The sequence below is a fragment of the Nostoc punctiforme PCC 73102 genome (genome assembly GCF_000020025.1).
In the GTDB taxonomy this organism is placed as follows: domain Bacteria; phylum Cyanobacteriota; class Cyanobacteriia; order Cyanobacteriales; family Nostocaceae; genus Nostoc; species Nostoc punctiforme.
On the sequence record NC_010628.1, the window covers coordinates 1,321,505 to 1,336,608 of the forward strand.

The 15,104-nt window shown below is 41.7% G+C and carries 16 protein-coding genes; 10 read left to right on the forward strand and 6 right to left on the reverse strand.

All coding sequences use genetic code 11. From position 1 onward, the window contains the following. Positions 1-37: 37 nt before the first annotated feature. Positions 38-373, reverse strand: coding sequence for a XisI protein (locus NPUN_RS05620; protein WP_012407851.1), 336 nt, complete (start codon positions 371-373; stop codon positions 38-40). Beyond that, entirely contained in the window at positions 361-777 is a 417-nt protein-coding gene (locus NPUN_RS05625) for a XisH family protein (RefSeq protein WP_012407852.1), read from the reverse strand. The genes NPUN_RS05620 and NPUN_RS05625 overlap by 13 nt, the downstream gene beginning before the upstream one ends. A 31-nt stretch (positions 778-808) precedes the next feature. Between NPUN_RS05625 and NPUN_RS41585 the strand changes: the two genes are divergently transcribed. Together NPUN_RS41585 and NPUN_RS37345 are read left to right on the forward strand one after the other, a co-directional pair. After that, on the forward strand, positions 809-955 hold the full coding sequence (locus NPUN_RS41585) for a hypothetical protein (protein WP_167315578.1): 147 nt from the start codon (positions 809-811) through the stop codon (positions 953-955). Positions 956-982: 27 nt separating this feature from the next. Next, entirely contained in the window at positions 983-2,395 is a 1,413-nt protein-coding gene (locus NPUN_RS37345) for an eCIS core domain-containing protein (protein ID WP_012407853.1), read from the forward strand. Positions 2,396-2,609: 214 nt separating this feature from the next. Here the strand turns inward: NPUN_RS37345 and NPUN_RS05635 are convergent, their stop codons facing one another. Genes NPUN_RS05635 through NPUN_RS05650 form a run of 4 tightly spaced genes read right to left on the reverse strand, consistent with a single transcriptional unit; the run spans position 2,610 to position 7,270 of the window. After that, on the reverse strand, positions 2,610-3,254 hold the full coding sequence (locus tag NPUN_RS05635) for an FHA domain-containing protein (RefSeq protein ID WP_012407854.1): 645 nt from the start codon (positions 3,252-3,254) through the stop codon (positions 2,610-2,612). Continuing rightward, entirely contained in the window at positions 3,226-5,370 is a 2,145-nt protein-coding gene (locus NPUN_RS05640) for a substrate-binding domain-containing protein (protein ID WP_012407855.1), read from the reverse strand. The genes NPUN_RS05635 and NPUN_RS05640 overlap by 29 nt, the downstream gene beginning before the upstream one ends. Positions 5,371-5,413: 43 nt before the next feature. Beyond that, entirely contained in the window at positions 5,414-6,094 is a 681-nt protein-coding gene (locus NPUN_RS05645) for a response regulator transcription factor (RefSeq protein WP_012407856.1), read from the reverse strand. A 54-nt stretch (positions 6,095-6,148) separates the two neighbouring features. Continuing rightward, on the reverse strand, positions 6,149-7,270 hold the full coding sequence (locus NPUN_RS05650) for a sensor histidine kinase (RefSeq protein WP_012407857.1): 1,122 nt from the start codon (positions 7,268-7,270) through the stop codon (positions 6,149-6,151). Between the two features lie 497 nt (positions 7,271-7,767). Between NPUN_RS05650 and NPUN_RS05655 the strand changes: the two genes are divergently transcribed. The 8 genes from NPUN_RS05655 (at position 7,768) to NPUN_RS38590 (ending at position 14,710) form a co-directional block, all read left to right on the forward strand. After that, positions 7,768-8,607, forward strand: coding sequence for a Pvc16 family protein (locus NPUN_RS05655; RefSeq protein WP_012407858.1), 840 nt, complete (start codon positions 7,768-7,770; stop codon positions 8,605-8,607). A 30-nt stretch (positions 8,608-8,637) separates the two neighbouring features. Next, positions 8,638-10,299, forward strand: coding sequence for a phage tail sheath family protein (locus NPUN_RS05660; RefSeq protein WP_012407859.1), 1,662 nt, complete (start codon positions 8,638-8,640; stop codon positions 10,297-10,299). A 137-nt stretch (positions 10,300-10,436) separates the two neighbouring features. Further along, positions 10,437-10,892: a phage tail protein gene (locus tag NPUN_RS05665; RefSeq protein ID WP_012407860.1), complete on the forward strand. Its 456-nt coding sequence runs from the start codon at positions 10,437-10,439 to the stop codon at positions 10,890-10,892. Between the two features lie 104 nt (positions 10,893-10,996). Further along, a complete protein-coding gene (locus NPUN_RS05670) occupies positions 10,997-11,554 on the forward strand; it encodes a phage tail protein (protein ID WP_012407861.1) in 558 nt (185 codons plus the stop codon). Positions 11,555-11,565: 11 nt separating this feature from the next. After that, positions 11,566-11,913: a hypothetical protein gene (locus NPUN_RS05675; protein ID WP_012407862.1), complete on the forward strand. Its 348-nt coding sequence runs from the start codon at positions 11,566-11,568 to the stop codon at positions 11,911-11,913. Between the two features lie 276 nt (positions 11,914-12,189). Further along, positions 12,190-12,573, forward strand: coding sequence for a hypothetical protein (locus NPUN_RS05685; protein ID WP_012407863.1), 384 nt, complete (start codon positions 12,190-12,192; stop codon positions 12,571-12,573). A gap of 38 nt (positions 12,574-12,611) precedes the next feature. Further along, entirely contained in the window at positions 12,612-12,719 is a 108-nt protein-coding gene (locus NPUN_RS44445) for a DUF6760 family protein (RefSeq protein ID WP_336884945.1), read from the forward strand. After that, on the forward strand, positions 12,716-14,710 hold the full coding sequence (locus NPUN_RS38590; RefSeq protein WP_012407864.1) for an FHA domain-containing protein: 1,995 nt from the start codon (positions 12,716-12,718) through the stop codon (positions 14,708-14,710). The genes NPUN_RS44445 and NPUN_RS38590 overlap by 4 nt, the downstream gene beginning before the upstream one ends. The last annotated feature ends 394 nt before the right edge of the window (positions 14,711-15,104 follow it).

Sequence of the window (15,104 nt, forward strand, 5' to 3'; positions counted from 1 at the left end):
ATGACGATAAAATAAGAGTGCGATCGCGATGTTGTCGTTAAAAAACTCCATAGCCCGTATATTCCCGCATTTCAGGAGATTGAAATCCAAGAACAATATTATCTTTTGGAACCCCTCGCTCTACAAGTTCTTGAGCCACTCTCATTTCCGTCATATTCTGCTCAATCGAAATTTTTCCCTGTTTAATATCCAAATGTAAAACACAACCATAGACTCGCCGATGACCATCCCATCCCACATTGATAACCATGTAATGGTCTTGTTTTGTATCAAAAACAGTGTAACAATCAATCTGACCATTGGCTATTGGGATAGCAGCATAAGCCGTCAACAACGACTGAATGATATGGCGATAAGATTCTAGGGTATCCATTGTACAATTACCTCTTGAATTGGGTCATCAATAATTTGTTTAATCTGATATCTCTCTACAGATATTTGGGCAAATTCCCGCTTGAAAAAAGCTTCATAAACACCTATAGGCACTGCCAAATAGAGAATGCGAGTTGGATCGCTGATTTCTAAGGCAAGCCGATAATTCAAAAACTGTCCTAATGCAGCATGATAATCTGTTAGTGGTGAATCACTCAGGAACGTTTTAATCTCAACTGCAATTTTTTGTTCACCTCGCTCTGCTGCTAACAGTTGCTCTGCACCTAAATCTATTTCAAACTTAGTTCCGCCAACTTCCAGTCGCAGAGGATCATCGGTTATCTTCCACTGCTCCTTTTCTAAAGCAATTCTAACCACAGCATGAAATTTATCTTTAGCTGCCATTGTTACCTTTTCTGATTTACTTAACATTTTAGTGCGATCGCCAATCTTATCAGTTGAGTTGAGTGCGATCGCTCGATACCATAGAATCGGGTTCCAAAAAATTTATACTTTCGATAAATTGTGTTACGAGTGCGATCGCAGTACTCTAGATGTTAATAACAGTAAAATATTGATTTAGCTACTGCTTGGGCATCTGGAGAAGAAAATGAGAGAACATATCAGCCGGCAGAAAAAAACTACTACAGGCTTCTCAATTCCATCCCTGAAACACCCGATACGCGGCTTTGGTTTGGAGTCATCGGCAATTTCACGCCAAGCAATTCCTGAAATACAACCGCTCCATAAACCAGTTACTCACGATATCAGTCGTATACCACTGCGTACCCAAGCAAAACTCTCAATTAGCCAGCCGGGAGACATTTACGAACAGGAAGCTGATAGCGTAGCACAACAGGTAATGCAAAGTATGGCGCAACCTGTAAATCATCAGTCTATCCAACGAGAAGCATTGCCAGAGGAAGAGGAAGAATTGCAGATGAAATCTCTGGACAATAGCACACTGCAACGAGAAGCATTGCCAGAGGATGAAGAAGAATTACAGATGAAGCCGATGGTGCAGCGTCAGGCTGGGATGGGTGCTACACCAGACCTGGAAACGTCCATCAACCAAGCAAGGGGTGGAGGAGTGGCGATCGCTGACAATATCCGCGAACCGATGGAACAGGCGTTTGGCGCAGATTTCAGTGGCGTGAAGGTTCACACAGATAGTAAGTCTGACCAGTTGAATCAATCAATACAGGCGCGGGCTTTCACGACGGGGCAGGATGTGTTCTTTCGACAGGGGGAATACAACCCTGGGAGTCAGGGCGGTCAGGAGTTATTGGCGCATGAGTTGACCCATGTTGTGCAGCAGAATGGGGGGATGGTTCAAAAAGCAACAAGAGGCAAGCTGCATGAAAATCATATCAGGCAAGGGTCTAAGGTTGTCCAACGCGCTCTTGATGGCACTCAGGTCAGCGGAATCCATAAGGAATCCTACGGTTTGGTCAGTGTAGATTGGAATGCAGCAACGAATGAAGCAGGGGCCCATGTAAGACCAGCGGGGCAAGGGGAACATTTAAATAAAGCAGACATGTTGGCTGCTGTCAATGATATTTATCAGGCATTACATACAAGAGAGCAAAATGGCAGAATAAAGGGATATGTGCAAGTAGACCCGCAGGGAGCAGCAGTAGTCAAGAGTGTAGTAGAACTCCTTGGAGCAGCATTAGGCAGCACATGGGGAGTTTTACAAGCTAAGGGCTTGACAGTGTGGCGTAAGTCATTTAGTAGCGTGAATAAGAACAAATCTGGTGTGATTGCTCCAGAGATCGTATCAGAACACATCGCCTGGCTAAAAGCCCTTGAAAGTAGAGGTGTATTTATTCTGCCGATAGGGCTAAACGAGCCTGGATTAACGGCTGACGACTTCATGGAGAGTATGGTCAGTGGCAGCGACATAGGCAAGCAAAGGCTTGCTGCGTATGAATCTTGGATTAATCAAGGCAATGAGGTAGGCTTAATCATCAGGCTTGATCTTGCCCAGCTTGGGAACGTAAGAAATGTGCTCCAAGGATAGTGCGATCGCCCTCTCCATTCTGACTCAAAATGCGATCGCTACTTTTGTAGTGATATTCTCAACATCTGAAAATAGCTCGTGTAGGGTACATTAACGAAGTGTAATATCAAACTCAGGTTAATTTATGGTGTCGCCAAAATTAACCAAAATTAAAAGGTAGTTGATGGGTTATCAACTACCCTTAAAAATTGACAGTTTTTAGTTAAACATTTTCCTACACAACATACACCGTAAAATTAACTAGATTATCCTGGCCAAATCGCAGTACATCGCCATTAAGCAGGCGATATTGCATACCCGGAGTTAGAGGATTGTTGTTTAAATAAATACCATTTGTACTCATGTCAACAATCATGTATGCATTTTGCGACCAGTCCCAATCGACTCGCGCATGACGACGAGAGACTATTCCCTCACTGGGAATGCCGGTCAAATCAATTTCTGGCGGCGCTATTCCTGGACTTTGACTGCGGCGACCAATATAACCTCCTTCCCCAACGAGGTGAAATTCCCTGCCGGTGGTATGAATCAGCTTTAAGGCTGGCGCTCTTTGAGGCGGAGGGACATAAGCAGGCGGTGTTGGTTGATAAGAAACTCGTGGCTGATAGACTGTTGAATAATCAACGGGAGCCTGTTGGGGAGGTTGGTAATTAGGTTGCTCTGTAGGCGGTCGTTGATACTGAGCAGGTGGTGGTTGACTAGGTTGTTGCTGAATAGGCGGTGGTTGACTAGGAGGTTGTGGTGTCGGGGAAACTACATTACCCACAGGAGTGGAACACCAGGGACAAACCTTAGCATTGTTAGGCAGGGCGCGGTTAAAATATTCGCAACTAGGATTGGGGCACCGATTTGCAGGCATAGGAATTTATATCATCAGGCATAGGTTGTAAAGCTACGAGACCTACTTTACTAAGTAAACACTGACCCTGACGAGTGGTTAGCATCTGGGCAAATGTAGAACCACCAGGCAGGCGACTGGTGTCTTTAGGGTACACTACAAAAATAGGGTATCCCAAGGGGTAGCTTTGGAATGTTGTGACATCAACATAATAATCATCATGTTGACACAAATCATCTGAGGGATTAATTGAGCGGCGATCGCGCCGTTGAAACAGAGGTTGAATCGCTGATTTTTTGCCATCTGCGATCGCTAGCGGATAACCAGTACACTGGCTCGAAGTTTTACTGATAATGCCAAAGCTGATAATACCAGTGGTTCGCCCCTCTAAAGTCTCGCTGCGTATCTGGTTCTGGGTTTTTGTTGTATCTATTTTCGTATTTTTAACAGTGTCTTCAAATAAAGCTTCGTCTTGAAAGACATTTTTGAGAACTATGTCTTTAAATTTACTGATTGCTTCTGGTTCTGTTGGGGCAAAAGGTTTCACAGCTAAATTTGGAAGTTTGGGACTAATTTGTTGCCAATTGGTAATTTTACCTGTGTAAATTTGACGCAATTGCTCAAGACTTATTTGCCCTCCAAGAGCATTAGCAAGATTTGAGTCTCTCTTATTAAATGCTACAAAAACAAGTAATCCATCATAAGCAACTTGTTTTTTAGAAAGTTTATCTGTGATGTTCTCTACCAAACTAGTAATTGCAAAATCTTTTTTGTTTGTTTCAACTTCTTCGATACTTTTAATCGGATTCTTGACGTTTGATGACAAAACAGGCTCATAGTTAAATGTTGCTGTTGCATCTGGCTTTGGTCTGGTCAATAACTCTCCTAAACGACTATTTTCTACTGATTGTGTTAAAATATAACTCCATGTACTGTCCTTTTCTCCTGTGTAAGCAAATTGTCCGGCAGGAACATTAGGGACTTCGGAGAAATTTCGCACAAGTCTAGACCATAATATATATTGATTAGGACTATCTGTTTTTTTGCCCAAAAGCCAATACAAAATTCCTCCGCCGAGTAGTAATAAAGCCAGAATTACTATCAGGATTAAAGGCATTGGTAAACGCTTTTCTATTGCTTGAGAACCTGGCGATGACACTGAACTTTTACCACGATTTTCTTTGGGAAGTTGCAGCAGTGCTTGACGAGCCGTTTCCGCATTCTCGAAAGGAGTTTCTAGACCAATGAGGCGATAAATAAACTGCTTTAAATGGCTATCAGTATCCGGCCATTGTTGATTATCTCTAGGGTCGAGAGGCTGGTTGGATAAAAAATTAGTTGTCCGTCCTGTCCATAGATAAAAGGCTAGCAATCCTAATGATTCTAAATCTTGCTCAGGTCTGGCGGGCGCGGGTTGAGGAATAATAGGTGGAATAAATAAGTTTTCCCAGGTCGCTAAATCACAAAAGTATATAGAGAATTTTTGATTATTTTCTAGTTTAATTAAAGTACTATCTAAACTGATATTGCCGTGAGTTATACCCAACTGTACTTGATTTGAGGGAAAACGCAGCTTTTGGGTGTGGAGAAACTGGAGAGTTTGTAAACCTTGATTTAATACTTCCCGCACATCAGGAGATGTCATCGCGCCCTTTTCTATGAGATATTTCCCTAAAGTTTGGGATGATTCGATTCCTTGAGTGATCAGATAGCAGCGTTCTCCTTTTTCATCTGCGATCGCTTCTTTAGTTTCTACAAGACGAAAGTTTTGAATTCGACTATCGGCTAAACTTACCCCACCCACCCGTTTGAAAGTCTCTTTCCGCTTCAGAGTCTCGCTTTCATTAAAACAACGATTGGGTAGTAGGTATTCTTTGATGATGACAGGCTGTTTATCTTTAAGTTGAATCCCTGAGTATAGGCGGCCTAAACCCCGTACACCAATAAAACTAGCTATTTGATAAGTTCCCTGACTTCCTTTAATCTCAGCCTCCTGTGGTAAAGTCGCTGGAAAACCACATTCCAAGCAAAACTTAGCCCCCTTGATTTGCTGCGCGGTTTGGAAAGGGCGATCGCAACTTAAGGGAGAATTATACGAGCAGGGGTATTCTTGATAAAAAGATTCAAATGAAGGCATATACAAAAAGTTTCGTGAATTGCGCCGATTACTTTCGTCGCGCTCAAGCGTGAACTAATCCTAACTTGAGGGCAGCCACAATAGCTTGAGTCCGACTAGTAACCTTCAATTTTTCAAAAATACTGGTGAGATGCGCCTTAACAGTAGCAACTGTTACATATAAATGTTTAGCGATTTCTTCATTAGAAGCACCTTGAGTTAACCAGTATAAAACTTCTTGCTCTCTTTCGGTTAAATGCACCTCATGACATGCTTTCAGACAAGAGTCTGAATAAGCCTGAAAAAACCGGAAAAATCGACTAGCAACTTCTGAAGGTAAATAAATTTCCGCTCTTGTAACAGTGTCAATAGCCTCACACAATTGTGTTGCCACACGATTTTTAAACACATAACCGGCGGCTCCCGCCTGCATTGCTCTAAAAATCCAGTCGTCTTCTTGATGAGCCGACAACACTAAAACTTTGCCAGTGTAAGCAGTTTCCTTAAGACTTGCCAGAACTGTAATCCCATCACATCCCTTCAATTGCATATCCAGCAAAATTAAATCTGGACACTTCTGGGCTGTAAACTTTAAAACCTGCTCCACAGAATCTGCATCACCTATAACTTCTACAGGTAATGCAGAATTAATACTATAAAAATTTAGGAGAGTACGTAATCCTTGGCGGAAGCGTTCTTCATCATCTACCAGCAAAACCGAAAGTTTCTTACTATCATTAGCCATCTTTTTAATTACAAATTACGTTACCTACGTAGGAACATCATTACTAATTACGAATTAATTCCCGCTCCTTGGTCGAGGCAAAATTACAGAAAATTGCGCTCCATTTTCTGATAGGGCTTGTGCCCAGATACTTCCTTGATGATCCAAAATAATTTTCTTCGCAATAGTTAAGCCTAGTCCTGTACCTCCTTTGCGCCGGGAATAAAATGGGGTAAATACTTTTTGTAAATCCTCTTGTGATAATCCTGGCCCTTGATCTGAAATTTTAATTAAAACTTCATCTTGAAAAACTTGCCAGCTACAGGTAATAGTTCCTGAGTTAGGACTAAAATGGACGGCATTACTGAGGATATTATCAAATACTTGTTTCATTTGTAATTTGTCTATCTTCAGTATTGTCGATGTATCTGGAATCAATATTTTAAGTTGTTTCTGATTAATTAGAGGCTGTAAGTTTTTGATGCTTTCATCAACTAAACTTCTTAAATCTTGAAGTTTTACCCTCAGCTTTGCACTTTGTCCACAATCAATTAGCTCATTTAAATTAGTATCTAAATCTTGTATACTTTCGCCGATGATTGTTGCTTGCTCTTGCCAAGGACTATCCTCTAAACCTAAGCATAAGTTATGTGCATACAATCCTATAAGCCCTAGAGAGTTACGCAATTGATGGCCTATTCGATGCAAGATATCTTCCAGGAGTTGAATTTCAGTTTTTTGTCTTCCATAGTCCAAGTAAATATCTGCATACTTACTCAGCAGCATAGCAGAGCGTTTTACATATAATTGCAAGCTCTCTGATAGAGGTTTATGAGTAATGATTTGAATGTATTCAGGTTTTTGATTCCTATAGGCAAAAGGGCAAACGTAAGAAATGGATGAAAAATCCTTAAGTTTAAATTCATGCAAAGTAAAAGCAGGCGGAAAATCTGTAAGCCATGCTTCAGAGCACAAATAAGCTAAAGTTTTTTGGGAAAAAGGAGCTTGGTCTTGACCATAATTTATAACTTCCTGATGATTTTTCAGCAAGTAATCATGATATACAATCCGAGCGAAAAAAATTGGATATTGACTAGTTAACTGTTCAGACTCTAACTGACAATAGCTCTGAATATCTGAGGAGTTCAAATAATTCGAGCCATTCTCCAGTTTTTGTACATAAAAGCCTAGTGTCATAGCTTCACTCGCTTTTTGCAACCAAATGTTTTTATTCTTCTGCTGACCAGTATAAATTTATGCAGTCTTAGTAATGTTTATTTTTTTATTAAGTTATCTTGTTAGATAATTAATACAAAGAATTATTAAGTTTATGTTTATATATGCTTATCCTTTTTCTAAGTATATATAGGTACGTAAGGAAAATTATTTGTTACATCGAAATAAATTTTGTGGTGTGGTCATCTCGCCACTCCTATTAAGAACTGCTCCAGACTAATCTACAAACTGAAGTTACTGCTTTTCGGATTTTTGAAAATTTAATATCTTCCAGCCCACTCAAATGGGGAGCAGGGGGCAGGGGAGCAGGGGGGAAAGAATTAATAACCAGTACCCAATGACAAATGACAAATGACCAATGACCAATTGAAAAAATATCGACAAAAGTCTAATTAACTTTAGAAGGCTGATACATATACTGTAGATGCATCTGGATTAGCTACCAGCAGAACACCTTCATGCTTATCTTCGTTCTTCAAACTTTAGCCGAAATTCTAGCTGGAGGAACCTCACTTACCAGTACAGAGCAAATTGACTTTAGCCATCCTGGTAATCGAAGGGAAGAGGGAGCAGGCCCGACTCTCAATTTATACATTTTTGATATACGTGAGAGTAAGCAGGTACAACATTCTGGTAGGCAAGTTGAACGCAAGCTAACACGCGCTCTACAACCTGCCACTGTAAATTGGGCACCCGCTTGGTTTGATGTTTCACTGCTATTAACAGCCTGGGATAGAACAGCTTTAGGGGAGCATCACTTTATCAGTGAGGCGTTGGCTGTGCTGTTGCGCCATCGCACCTTGGAAGAGGAGTTTTTGGTTCCTGAATTACGGGGCTATGGTAATTTGAACATGACAGTTGCCCTAGAGCCGCCAATTGAAATTGGCTCTTTATGGAGCGCTCTCAATGTGCCATTGCGTTCAGCCTTATATTTGACAGTTACAATCCCCTTCGAGCCACAACCTACTCCAGTACCTTTGGTTTGGGAGCGGATTTTCAATTTGCGAAATCAATTGTCTCGTGATAGCGACAGTCTAGTATTAACCAGGCGAGTTGCGATCGCGGGTATTGTCAAAAGTGCGGTGACAAATCTGCCACTGGTAGCGGCAGAAGTAGCTGTGAGGGGAACTGACAAGTCCATATCAACTACTAAAGAAGGACTGTTCTTTTTTGAAGACCTTCATTTAGGTAATTATGTTTTGACGCTGAATCATCCTGGCTATTTACCCCAAAACGTCAATGCATTGGTAGATAACCAAAGTAATACTTTCAAAGAAATATTTCTAACTCCTGAATAATTAGATTTTTACTGACTTGGAGAAACTTTCATGGCTAGACTTGATTACTTTGCTCCTGGTGTCTACATCGAAGAAATTGACCGGGGTAGCCGACCAATTGAAGGTGTTAGCACAGCAGTTGCTGGATTTGTAGGCTTTACAGAAGATGTTCGTGGTGGGGCTGAGTTATACAAGCCCATGCTTGTGACCACTTGGACGCAATATTTAAACTACTTTGCCCGTCCCAACTCTGACGGCTTCACCGACTTCAACGCCTATTTACCTTTTTCAGTCTACGGCTACTTTATGAATGGTGGCGGTCGTTGCTGGGTAACAAGCATTGGGACTCAGTTACCAGGCGCACCCAGACCCGCAACTCCAGAACCGGCGACTCTCAGAATCAACTCTAGAGGTAATCGTCCAGCCCTCCGCTTTACTTTGCGTCCTGAGCAAGCATCAGGCGGATTAGTAAATCTTGTAATTATTGATGGTTCACCCCGCGCCTTACCGGAAGGTACTGAAGGAGAAGCGCCTCCAAATACAGGTGAATATTTCACCATTCAAATTCGTCGGGGAGATGAACTTTTAGAGCAATACGAAAACTTGACAATGAACCGCGAGCCTGCTGCTCAGATAGCGACTTATGCGTTAGCAGCATTGAGAAATTCGATGTATGTCAGTGTAGAAGACATAACTCAAAGTGGACAGCCTTTAGCTCGTCGTCCCGTGAATGGTCAATATGAACTAGCGCCACCCATTGTTGCCGCCCCACCCGATAGATTTTCACAGAATTTAGAAGGGGTTCGAGACGATCGCACCGGAGTACGCGGTATCTTTGAAGTTGATGAAATCACAATGCTGGCTTGTCCTGATGTGATGCGGGCTTATCAAGAGCAGATACTGAATTTAGATCAAGTCCACGGCATCATCGAACTGATGATTAGTATGTGCGAGGGTTCTGCCAGTGGCGATATTCCCAACCCCCCCAACCGCATGGTTGTACTTGATGCGCCACCGGATGCCGTCAAACCCCAGCAAGTAGTGGAGTGGCTGAATAGATTTAACCGTCGTTCGATGTTTGCGGCCCTTTATTATCCTTGGATTAAAGTACCTAATCCACGCGATCGCGGTAATCCAATTTTAGTACCTCCTTGTGGTCATGTGATGGGTGTTTGGGCCCGCACTGACGAAACCAGAGGAGTTTACAAAGCCCCTGCAAATGAAGTTCCCAGAGGCGTAATTGGTTTGGGCTATGAAACAAACTTCCGCGAACAAGAACTATTAAACCCCTTGGGGATAAATTGTATTCGCAGCTTCCCCAACCGAGGTATCCGCATTTGGGGCGCACGCACACTAGTTGAGCCAGATAAAACAGAGTGGCGTTACATTAGTGTGCGTCGGTTAATTAGCTATATCGAAAAATCCCTAGAATTAGGGACTCAATGGGTAGTTTTTGAACCGAACGACCAAGATTTATGGGCACGTGTCACCCGCACCGTTAGTAATTTCTTAGAGCGTATCTGGCGTGAAGGTGCTTTATTTGGGGCATCTCCAGCACAAGCATTCTACGTGAAGTGTGACGAAGAATTGAACCCACCAGAAACCAGAATTTTAGGACGTTTATATATTGAAGTCGGTGTTTGCCCAGTCAGACCAGCTGAATTTGTTGTATTCCGCATCAGCCAATGGAATGGCATTGAAGATAGCGAATAGGATATTGGGAATTGGAAATTGGGAATTGAGGAAACAATTCTTGTAACTCCTAACTCCCATTCCCCATTCCCCGTTCGCCATTTCCCATTCCCCATTCCCAATTCTCAAATTAATCACACACAAAGGAGTCCAAAAGTATGGCAGGCGAATTTTTAACCTCTTGTAAATTTTACTTTGAGGCTGACGGCATTACTGATAAATTCATCAAAGAAATTAGTGGCTTAGGCGTTGAGAATACTCCAGCGCAAGAAGTCCACGGTTCATCTAAAGGCGCTAAACTAATGCGTCAAGCTACACCAACTGTTGTTAAATTTACCAACATCACAGTAAAAGTCATCGCCACTGATGATATAGACCTTTATAAATGGTATCAAGATTGTAACGAAGACATGGGAGACCCTCGGAAGTGGTCACAGAAGCGTAAAACTGGTTCAGTGGTTGCTTATGACCAACAAGGCTCTGAAAAAGCACGCTGGAACATTGTCAATTGTTATCCTTGTAAATACACTGGCCCTACCTTAACTGCCTCTGGTGGTGATATGGCAAATGAAACAGTTGAATTGGTTCACGAAGGAATTAAACGAATCAAATAATCGTAATTACGTAAAGCCTGCGGCATAGCTTTGCTTAGAGCGTAGCGGTAGCAAGTCCGCAAGCTTCATTACGAATTACGTTAGCGCAGCGTAAAGCCTGCGGCATGGCTTCGCTTAGAGCGACGCAGGAGCGTCATTACGAATTACGAATTACGAATTATTTAACAGTGGTACAATCCGCAAGCCGAATTCCAGAAGTTCTTACGGCCCATCGGTTCTATTTAGAACTGACACTAGAAGGTCAAAACGATGCCAATTGCTTTTTTTTGGAGTGTCAAGGCTTCAAAAGAACACAAGAGGTAATTGAAATTTCTGAAGTTACTTCTCAAACCTGGGGTAAAAAAGGGCAATCAAAAGGCCAGGTGGTGAGAACTAAGCTTCCTAGCAATCCTAAGAGTGGTAATCTCACTCTGCGTAGAGGTACTACCAACTCTATGGATTTTTGGAAGTGGTTTGAAAAAGTTGAAAAAGGTAATTGGTCTGAGCAACGTAGACTTGTTGCTTTGTCTATTTATAATCAGGCAAATCAAGAAATAGCTAGATTTGAATTAGCCGGTGCTTGGCCTGCAAGTTACAAAATTGCCGATGTTAACGCCCGCAGCCATGACATCGAAATTGAGGAAGTGGAGGTTGCTTTTGAGGAATTTAAACGTGTGAAGTAATTAGGAGAAGTATGTTTCCCACAGAGTTTGAATTTACACTGCCAAAGGGGTATCTAGACTCTGAAGGCAACCTCCACCGCAAAGGTGTAATGCGGTTATCAACGGCAATAGACGAGATTGCACCCTTGCGTGACCCACGCGTTAAAGCTAATCCTGTTTATGCCACAATTATTATCTTGTCACGAGTGATTACTCACTTGGGTGCTTTATCAGAAGTTACTCCTGCAATAGTAGAAAACTTTTTTGCCCAAGATTTAAATTATCTCCAAGATTTTTATCGGCGAATTAATGGCTTGGAAGGTGAAACTTCCATACCAGAAGATACAATAAACTCCCCCGAAGCACTTATTCATAATTGAATTGGACATGGGGCATTGGGTATGGGCGTGGGGAGCAGAAAGCAAAGACTCATTAACGGAGTTCAAAGCTTCATTAACGGAGTTTAAAGACTCATTAACGGAGTTCAAAGACTCATTAACGGAGTTCAAAGCCTCATTAATGGAGTTCAAAGCCTCATTAATGGAGTTCAAAGCCTCATTAATGGAGTTCAAAGCCTCATTAATGGAGTTCAAAGACTCATCCCCTATTCTCAATGCCCCATGCCCCATGCCCAATCCCCAATTCCCAAATGACTTATGCCCCGTAAAAAGGATACTCTCTCCACAGAATTTGCCTTCACTCTTCCTAGAGGATTGAGTGATAGTGAACACCGAATACATCGTCATGGGGTGATGCGTTTAGCCACCGCTAAAGATGAAATTTTGGTGCAACAAGAGCGCAGAGTTCAGGAAAATCCAGCTTATGGTGTTTTGGTGATGCTTGCACGGGTTATTACTCGCTTGGGCAGTCTTAATTCTGTTAGCCCTGATTTACTCGAAGAACTTCTTTTACATGACATTGCCTATCTTCGAGAATTTTATAATCGAATCAATCAGCAAGGCGATGTACATATTCCTACACAATGTCCCCATTGTAATACCCAATTTTCAGTGGAGCTAGAACTAGCGGGGGAGTCGTAAGCTACCCCTCCGATACTTTATATGAGGAGGTAGCTTTTATTGCTTATCATTTCCACTGGTCACAAGATGATATTTTAAATTTAGAACATACTACCCGTCAGCGCTGGGTGGCAGAAATCAATAAAATTAACCAAAAATTAATATGAAAGTAAAAGTTAGCTATTCACCAAATCTAAGTGAAGTCAATGAAGTTGACCTGACCACAGAAACTCCAACGAGAGGAGAATGGTTAATAGGTCGTTCTCCTGATTCTGATTTAGTCTTAGACAGTCCTGATATTAGTCGGGTACATGCTAAGTTTTTTGTTAAAGCTGGAAATTACTACTTCTCTGACCTTGGCAGTAGAAATGGCTCAATATTTAATGGAAAACAAGCCGAAAAAGATCGACCATATTCTTTGAGTGATGGAGATATTATCAGGATTGCAGATTACGTTCTGATCTTAGAAGCAGTTGCTCCCGCTTATGAGCAACCAGAGACAGTCTTTAGAATTATAGACCCTTCACTGTTTTCTCGGCCGCGATCGCCTGAAAATGTCAGCGCAGCCAATGTCGTTAATCCATCCCCAGAAGTAGTTAGCGAAGTTCCAGCGCCTATTACTCCCGAAGTAGAAACACCTTCTCCAGAAGTCAGCGAAACCTCCGAAGTTGTTGCTAATCAACCCGATGATGTCATTCCGGTTGTTGAGGTAATCGCCCCTGAAAACATTATTCAGTCACCAGAAGCAGTTAGCGAAGTTCCACACGATGTCCATGATGAAATTGTGGATTTGCAATCAGTTGCGCCAGAAGTCAGTGCAGATGTTGAAGAAGTAGAGATTCCAGAAGTTAGCGAAAATGATGAGGAAGTTTCTTTTACTGTAGCCGAAGCTGCGATCGCAGCACCTGAAAATATCATCGAAACTTCTGAAGAGGAAATTACACTTCCAGAAGTCACTCATGATGAGGTTACAGACTTCGAAACAGCACTGGCGACAGAATCTACTTTCGTGCAACGGCGTGATACAAGTAGTATTCCCCAAGCTACTGACCATGAAGATGCAGAGTTTGAGGCAGCACTAGAAGCAGAAGTTACCTTCGTACAGCCACGTGATATTTTCCACCAAGTTCCTGCAACCTCTCCTGAAGATGCAGAGTTAGAGGCGGCGCTGGAAGCAGAAGTCACCTTCGTGCAGCCGCGTGATATTTTCGGCGAAGTATCTAATGAAGAAAGTACTGTTCTGGAAGTTACTCATAATGAAAATGAAGTAGTAGATTTAGATACACCAGTCGCAGAAGAAGTCGGTTTAGAGTTTGGCGAATTTGTCAACGAAGTTACTGAAGAAGAGGAAATTCAGCCGCAAGAAACATTGAGCCAAGATACACAAGATATCAATGATGAACTAGCAGATTTAGATATTTTATTTACGGCAGAAGAAAGCGTAGATATTGACGAAGTAGAACCTAGTTTTGCTGTTGATGAAACAGGAGGTGAAGTTTCTGAAGCATTGACTGAGCCTGATAATATCGTTGTAGAAGTTTCTAGCAATCAATACATTGATTTGAATAATACAAATACAGAAGAAGCCAGCGTAAATGTTGATGATGTTGTTCTAGTAAGTGAAGTTGCTGAATTAGCTGATATTCAATCTTTAGAAACAACAAAAAGCGAAGTTCCTGAGAGTATCAGTCAAACTATTGAAGAGGTTACTGAAGTAGAAGCGACTCAATTTGATGAAACTCCAGAAGAAATAAATGTAAGTGAGCCTCCCCAAGTGATTATTGAAAGAAACATAGTACTTATCGCTCACGAGAGCAAGAAATCAGAACTTGCTGAATTTGTTTCTCAACATCAGGAATTTTTCTCACAGAGCTTTACAATTACCTGGCCATCTGTTGGCGAAGTCTTACATCAACAAGCAGGAATAACAATTAGTCAGCAAACCCCCGCACCAATTTCTGGAGGATATCAAACAATTGCTTCATTGGTTGGAGCAGGAGAAATTTTAGCAGTTATTTTCCTGAGAGATTTGCTGCAACCTCAGCCTGGTCAGGCAAATGAAGAAGCTCTGCTCAGATTATGCACTATTAATCAAGTTTTACTGGCAACTAATTTGCCAACAGCAGAAGCGATCGTGCATTATCTTAAACATATATAGGAATTCACTTTGATTTCTGTTTGCGGAGCATAGCGTAGCCAATTTATTTGCAGTCAGGCAATAGGCAATAGGTAATGGGAAAGCAGGCAATACTTTTTGGTTAAGGGGAAAAGGGGAAAGGAGGGAAGGGTTTAAATTTATCTTTACTCCAAGCGCAGTAAGCTTTCCCCAGTCCAAAATAGAGTTATTCGAAAAGTATTGGGAAAGCAGGCTTTTTGAGTTGTACTGAGGTTTTTCACGAAATCAAATATAAGCTCTATATACCCTTAGTTAATAATTCGTAAGCAACAAGATACCCGATTTCTTAAATAAGTTGGGTATCTTGGTATTTCGAGAAAAGTTTCTAATTGCATAGAATAATTTCAATGATGAAAATTAGGATAAAAAATATGTA

Coding starts and splice junctions, on each gene's coding strand:
- NPUN_RS05625 (WP_012407852.1), bottom strand. CDS start 777: ATGGCAGCTAAAGATAAATTTCATGCTGTGGTTAGAATTGCTTTAGAA.
- NPUN_RS05655 (WP_012407858.1), top strand. CDS start 7,768: ATGCTTATCTTCGTTCTTCAAACTTTAGCCGAAATTCTAGCTGGAGGA.
- NPUN_RS37345 (WP_012407853.1), top strand. CDS start 983: ATGAGAGAACATATCAGCCGGCAGAAAAAAACTACTACAGGCTTCTCA.
- NPUN_RS05645 (WP_012407856.1), bottom strand. CDS start 6,094: ATGGCTAATGATAGTAAGAAACTTTCGGTTTTGCTGGTAGATGATGAA.
- NPUN_RS05675 (WP_012407862.1), top strand. CDS start 11,566: ATGTTTCCCACAGAGTTTGAATTTACACTGCCAAAGGGGTATCTAGAC.
- NPUN_RS05640 (WP_012407855.1), bottom strand. CDS start 5,370: ATGCCTTCATTTGAATCTTTTTATCAAGAATACCCCTGCTCGTATAAT.
- NPUN_RS05635 (WP_012407854.1), bottom strand. CDS start 3,254: ATGCCTGCAAATCGGTGCCCCAATCCTAGTTGCGAATATTTTAACCGC.
- NPUN_RS05650 (WP_012407857.1), bottom strand. CDS start 7,270: ATGACACTAGGCTTTTATGTACAAAAACTGGAGAATGGCTCGAATTAT.
- NPUN_RS05670 (WP_012407861.1), top strand. CDS start 10,997: ATGGCTTCGCTTAGAGCGACGCAGGAGCGTCATTACGAATTACGAATT.
- NPUN_RS05660 (WP_012407859.1), top strand. CDS start 8,638: ATGGCTAGACTTGATTACTTTGCTCCTGGTGTCTACATCGAAGAAATT.
- NPUN_RS05620 (WP_012407851.1), bottom strand. CDS start 373: ATGGATACCCTAGAATCTTATCGCCATATCATTCAGTCGTTGTTGACG.
- NPUN_RS05685 (WP_012407863.1), top strand. CDS start 12,190: ATGCCCCGTAAAAAGGATACTCTCTCCACAGAATTTGCCTTCACTCTT.
- NPUN_RS38590 (WP_012407864.1), top strand. CDS start 12,716: ATGAAAGTAAAAGTTAGCTATTCACCAAATCTAAGTGAAGTCAATGAA.
- NPUN_RS05665 (WP_012407860.1), top strand. CDS start 10,437: ATGGCAGGCGAATTTTTAACCTCTTGTAAATTTTACTTTGAGGCTGAC.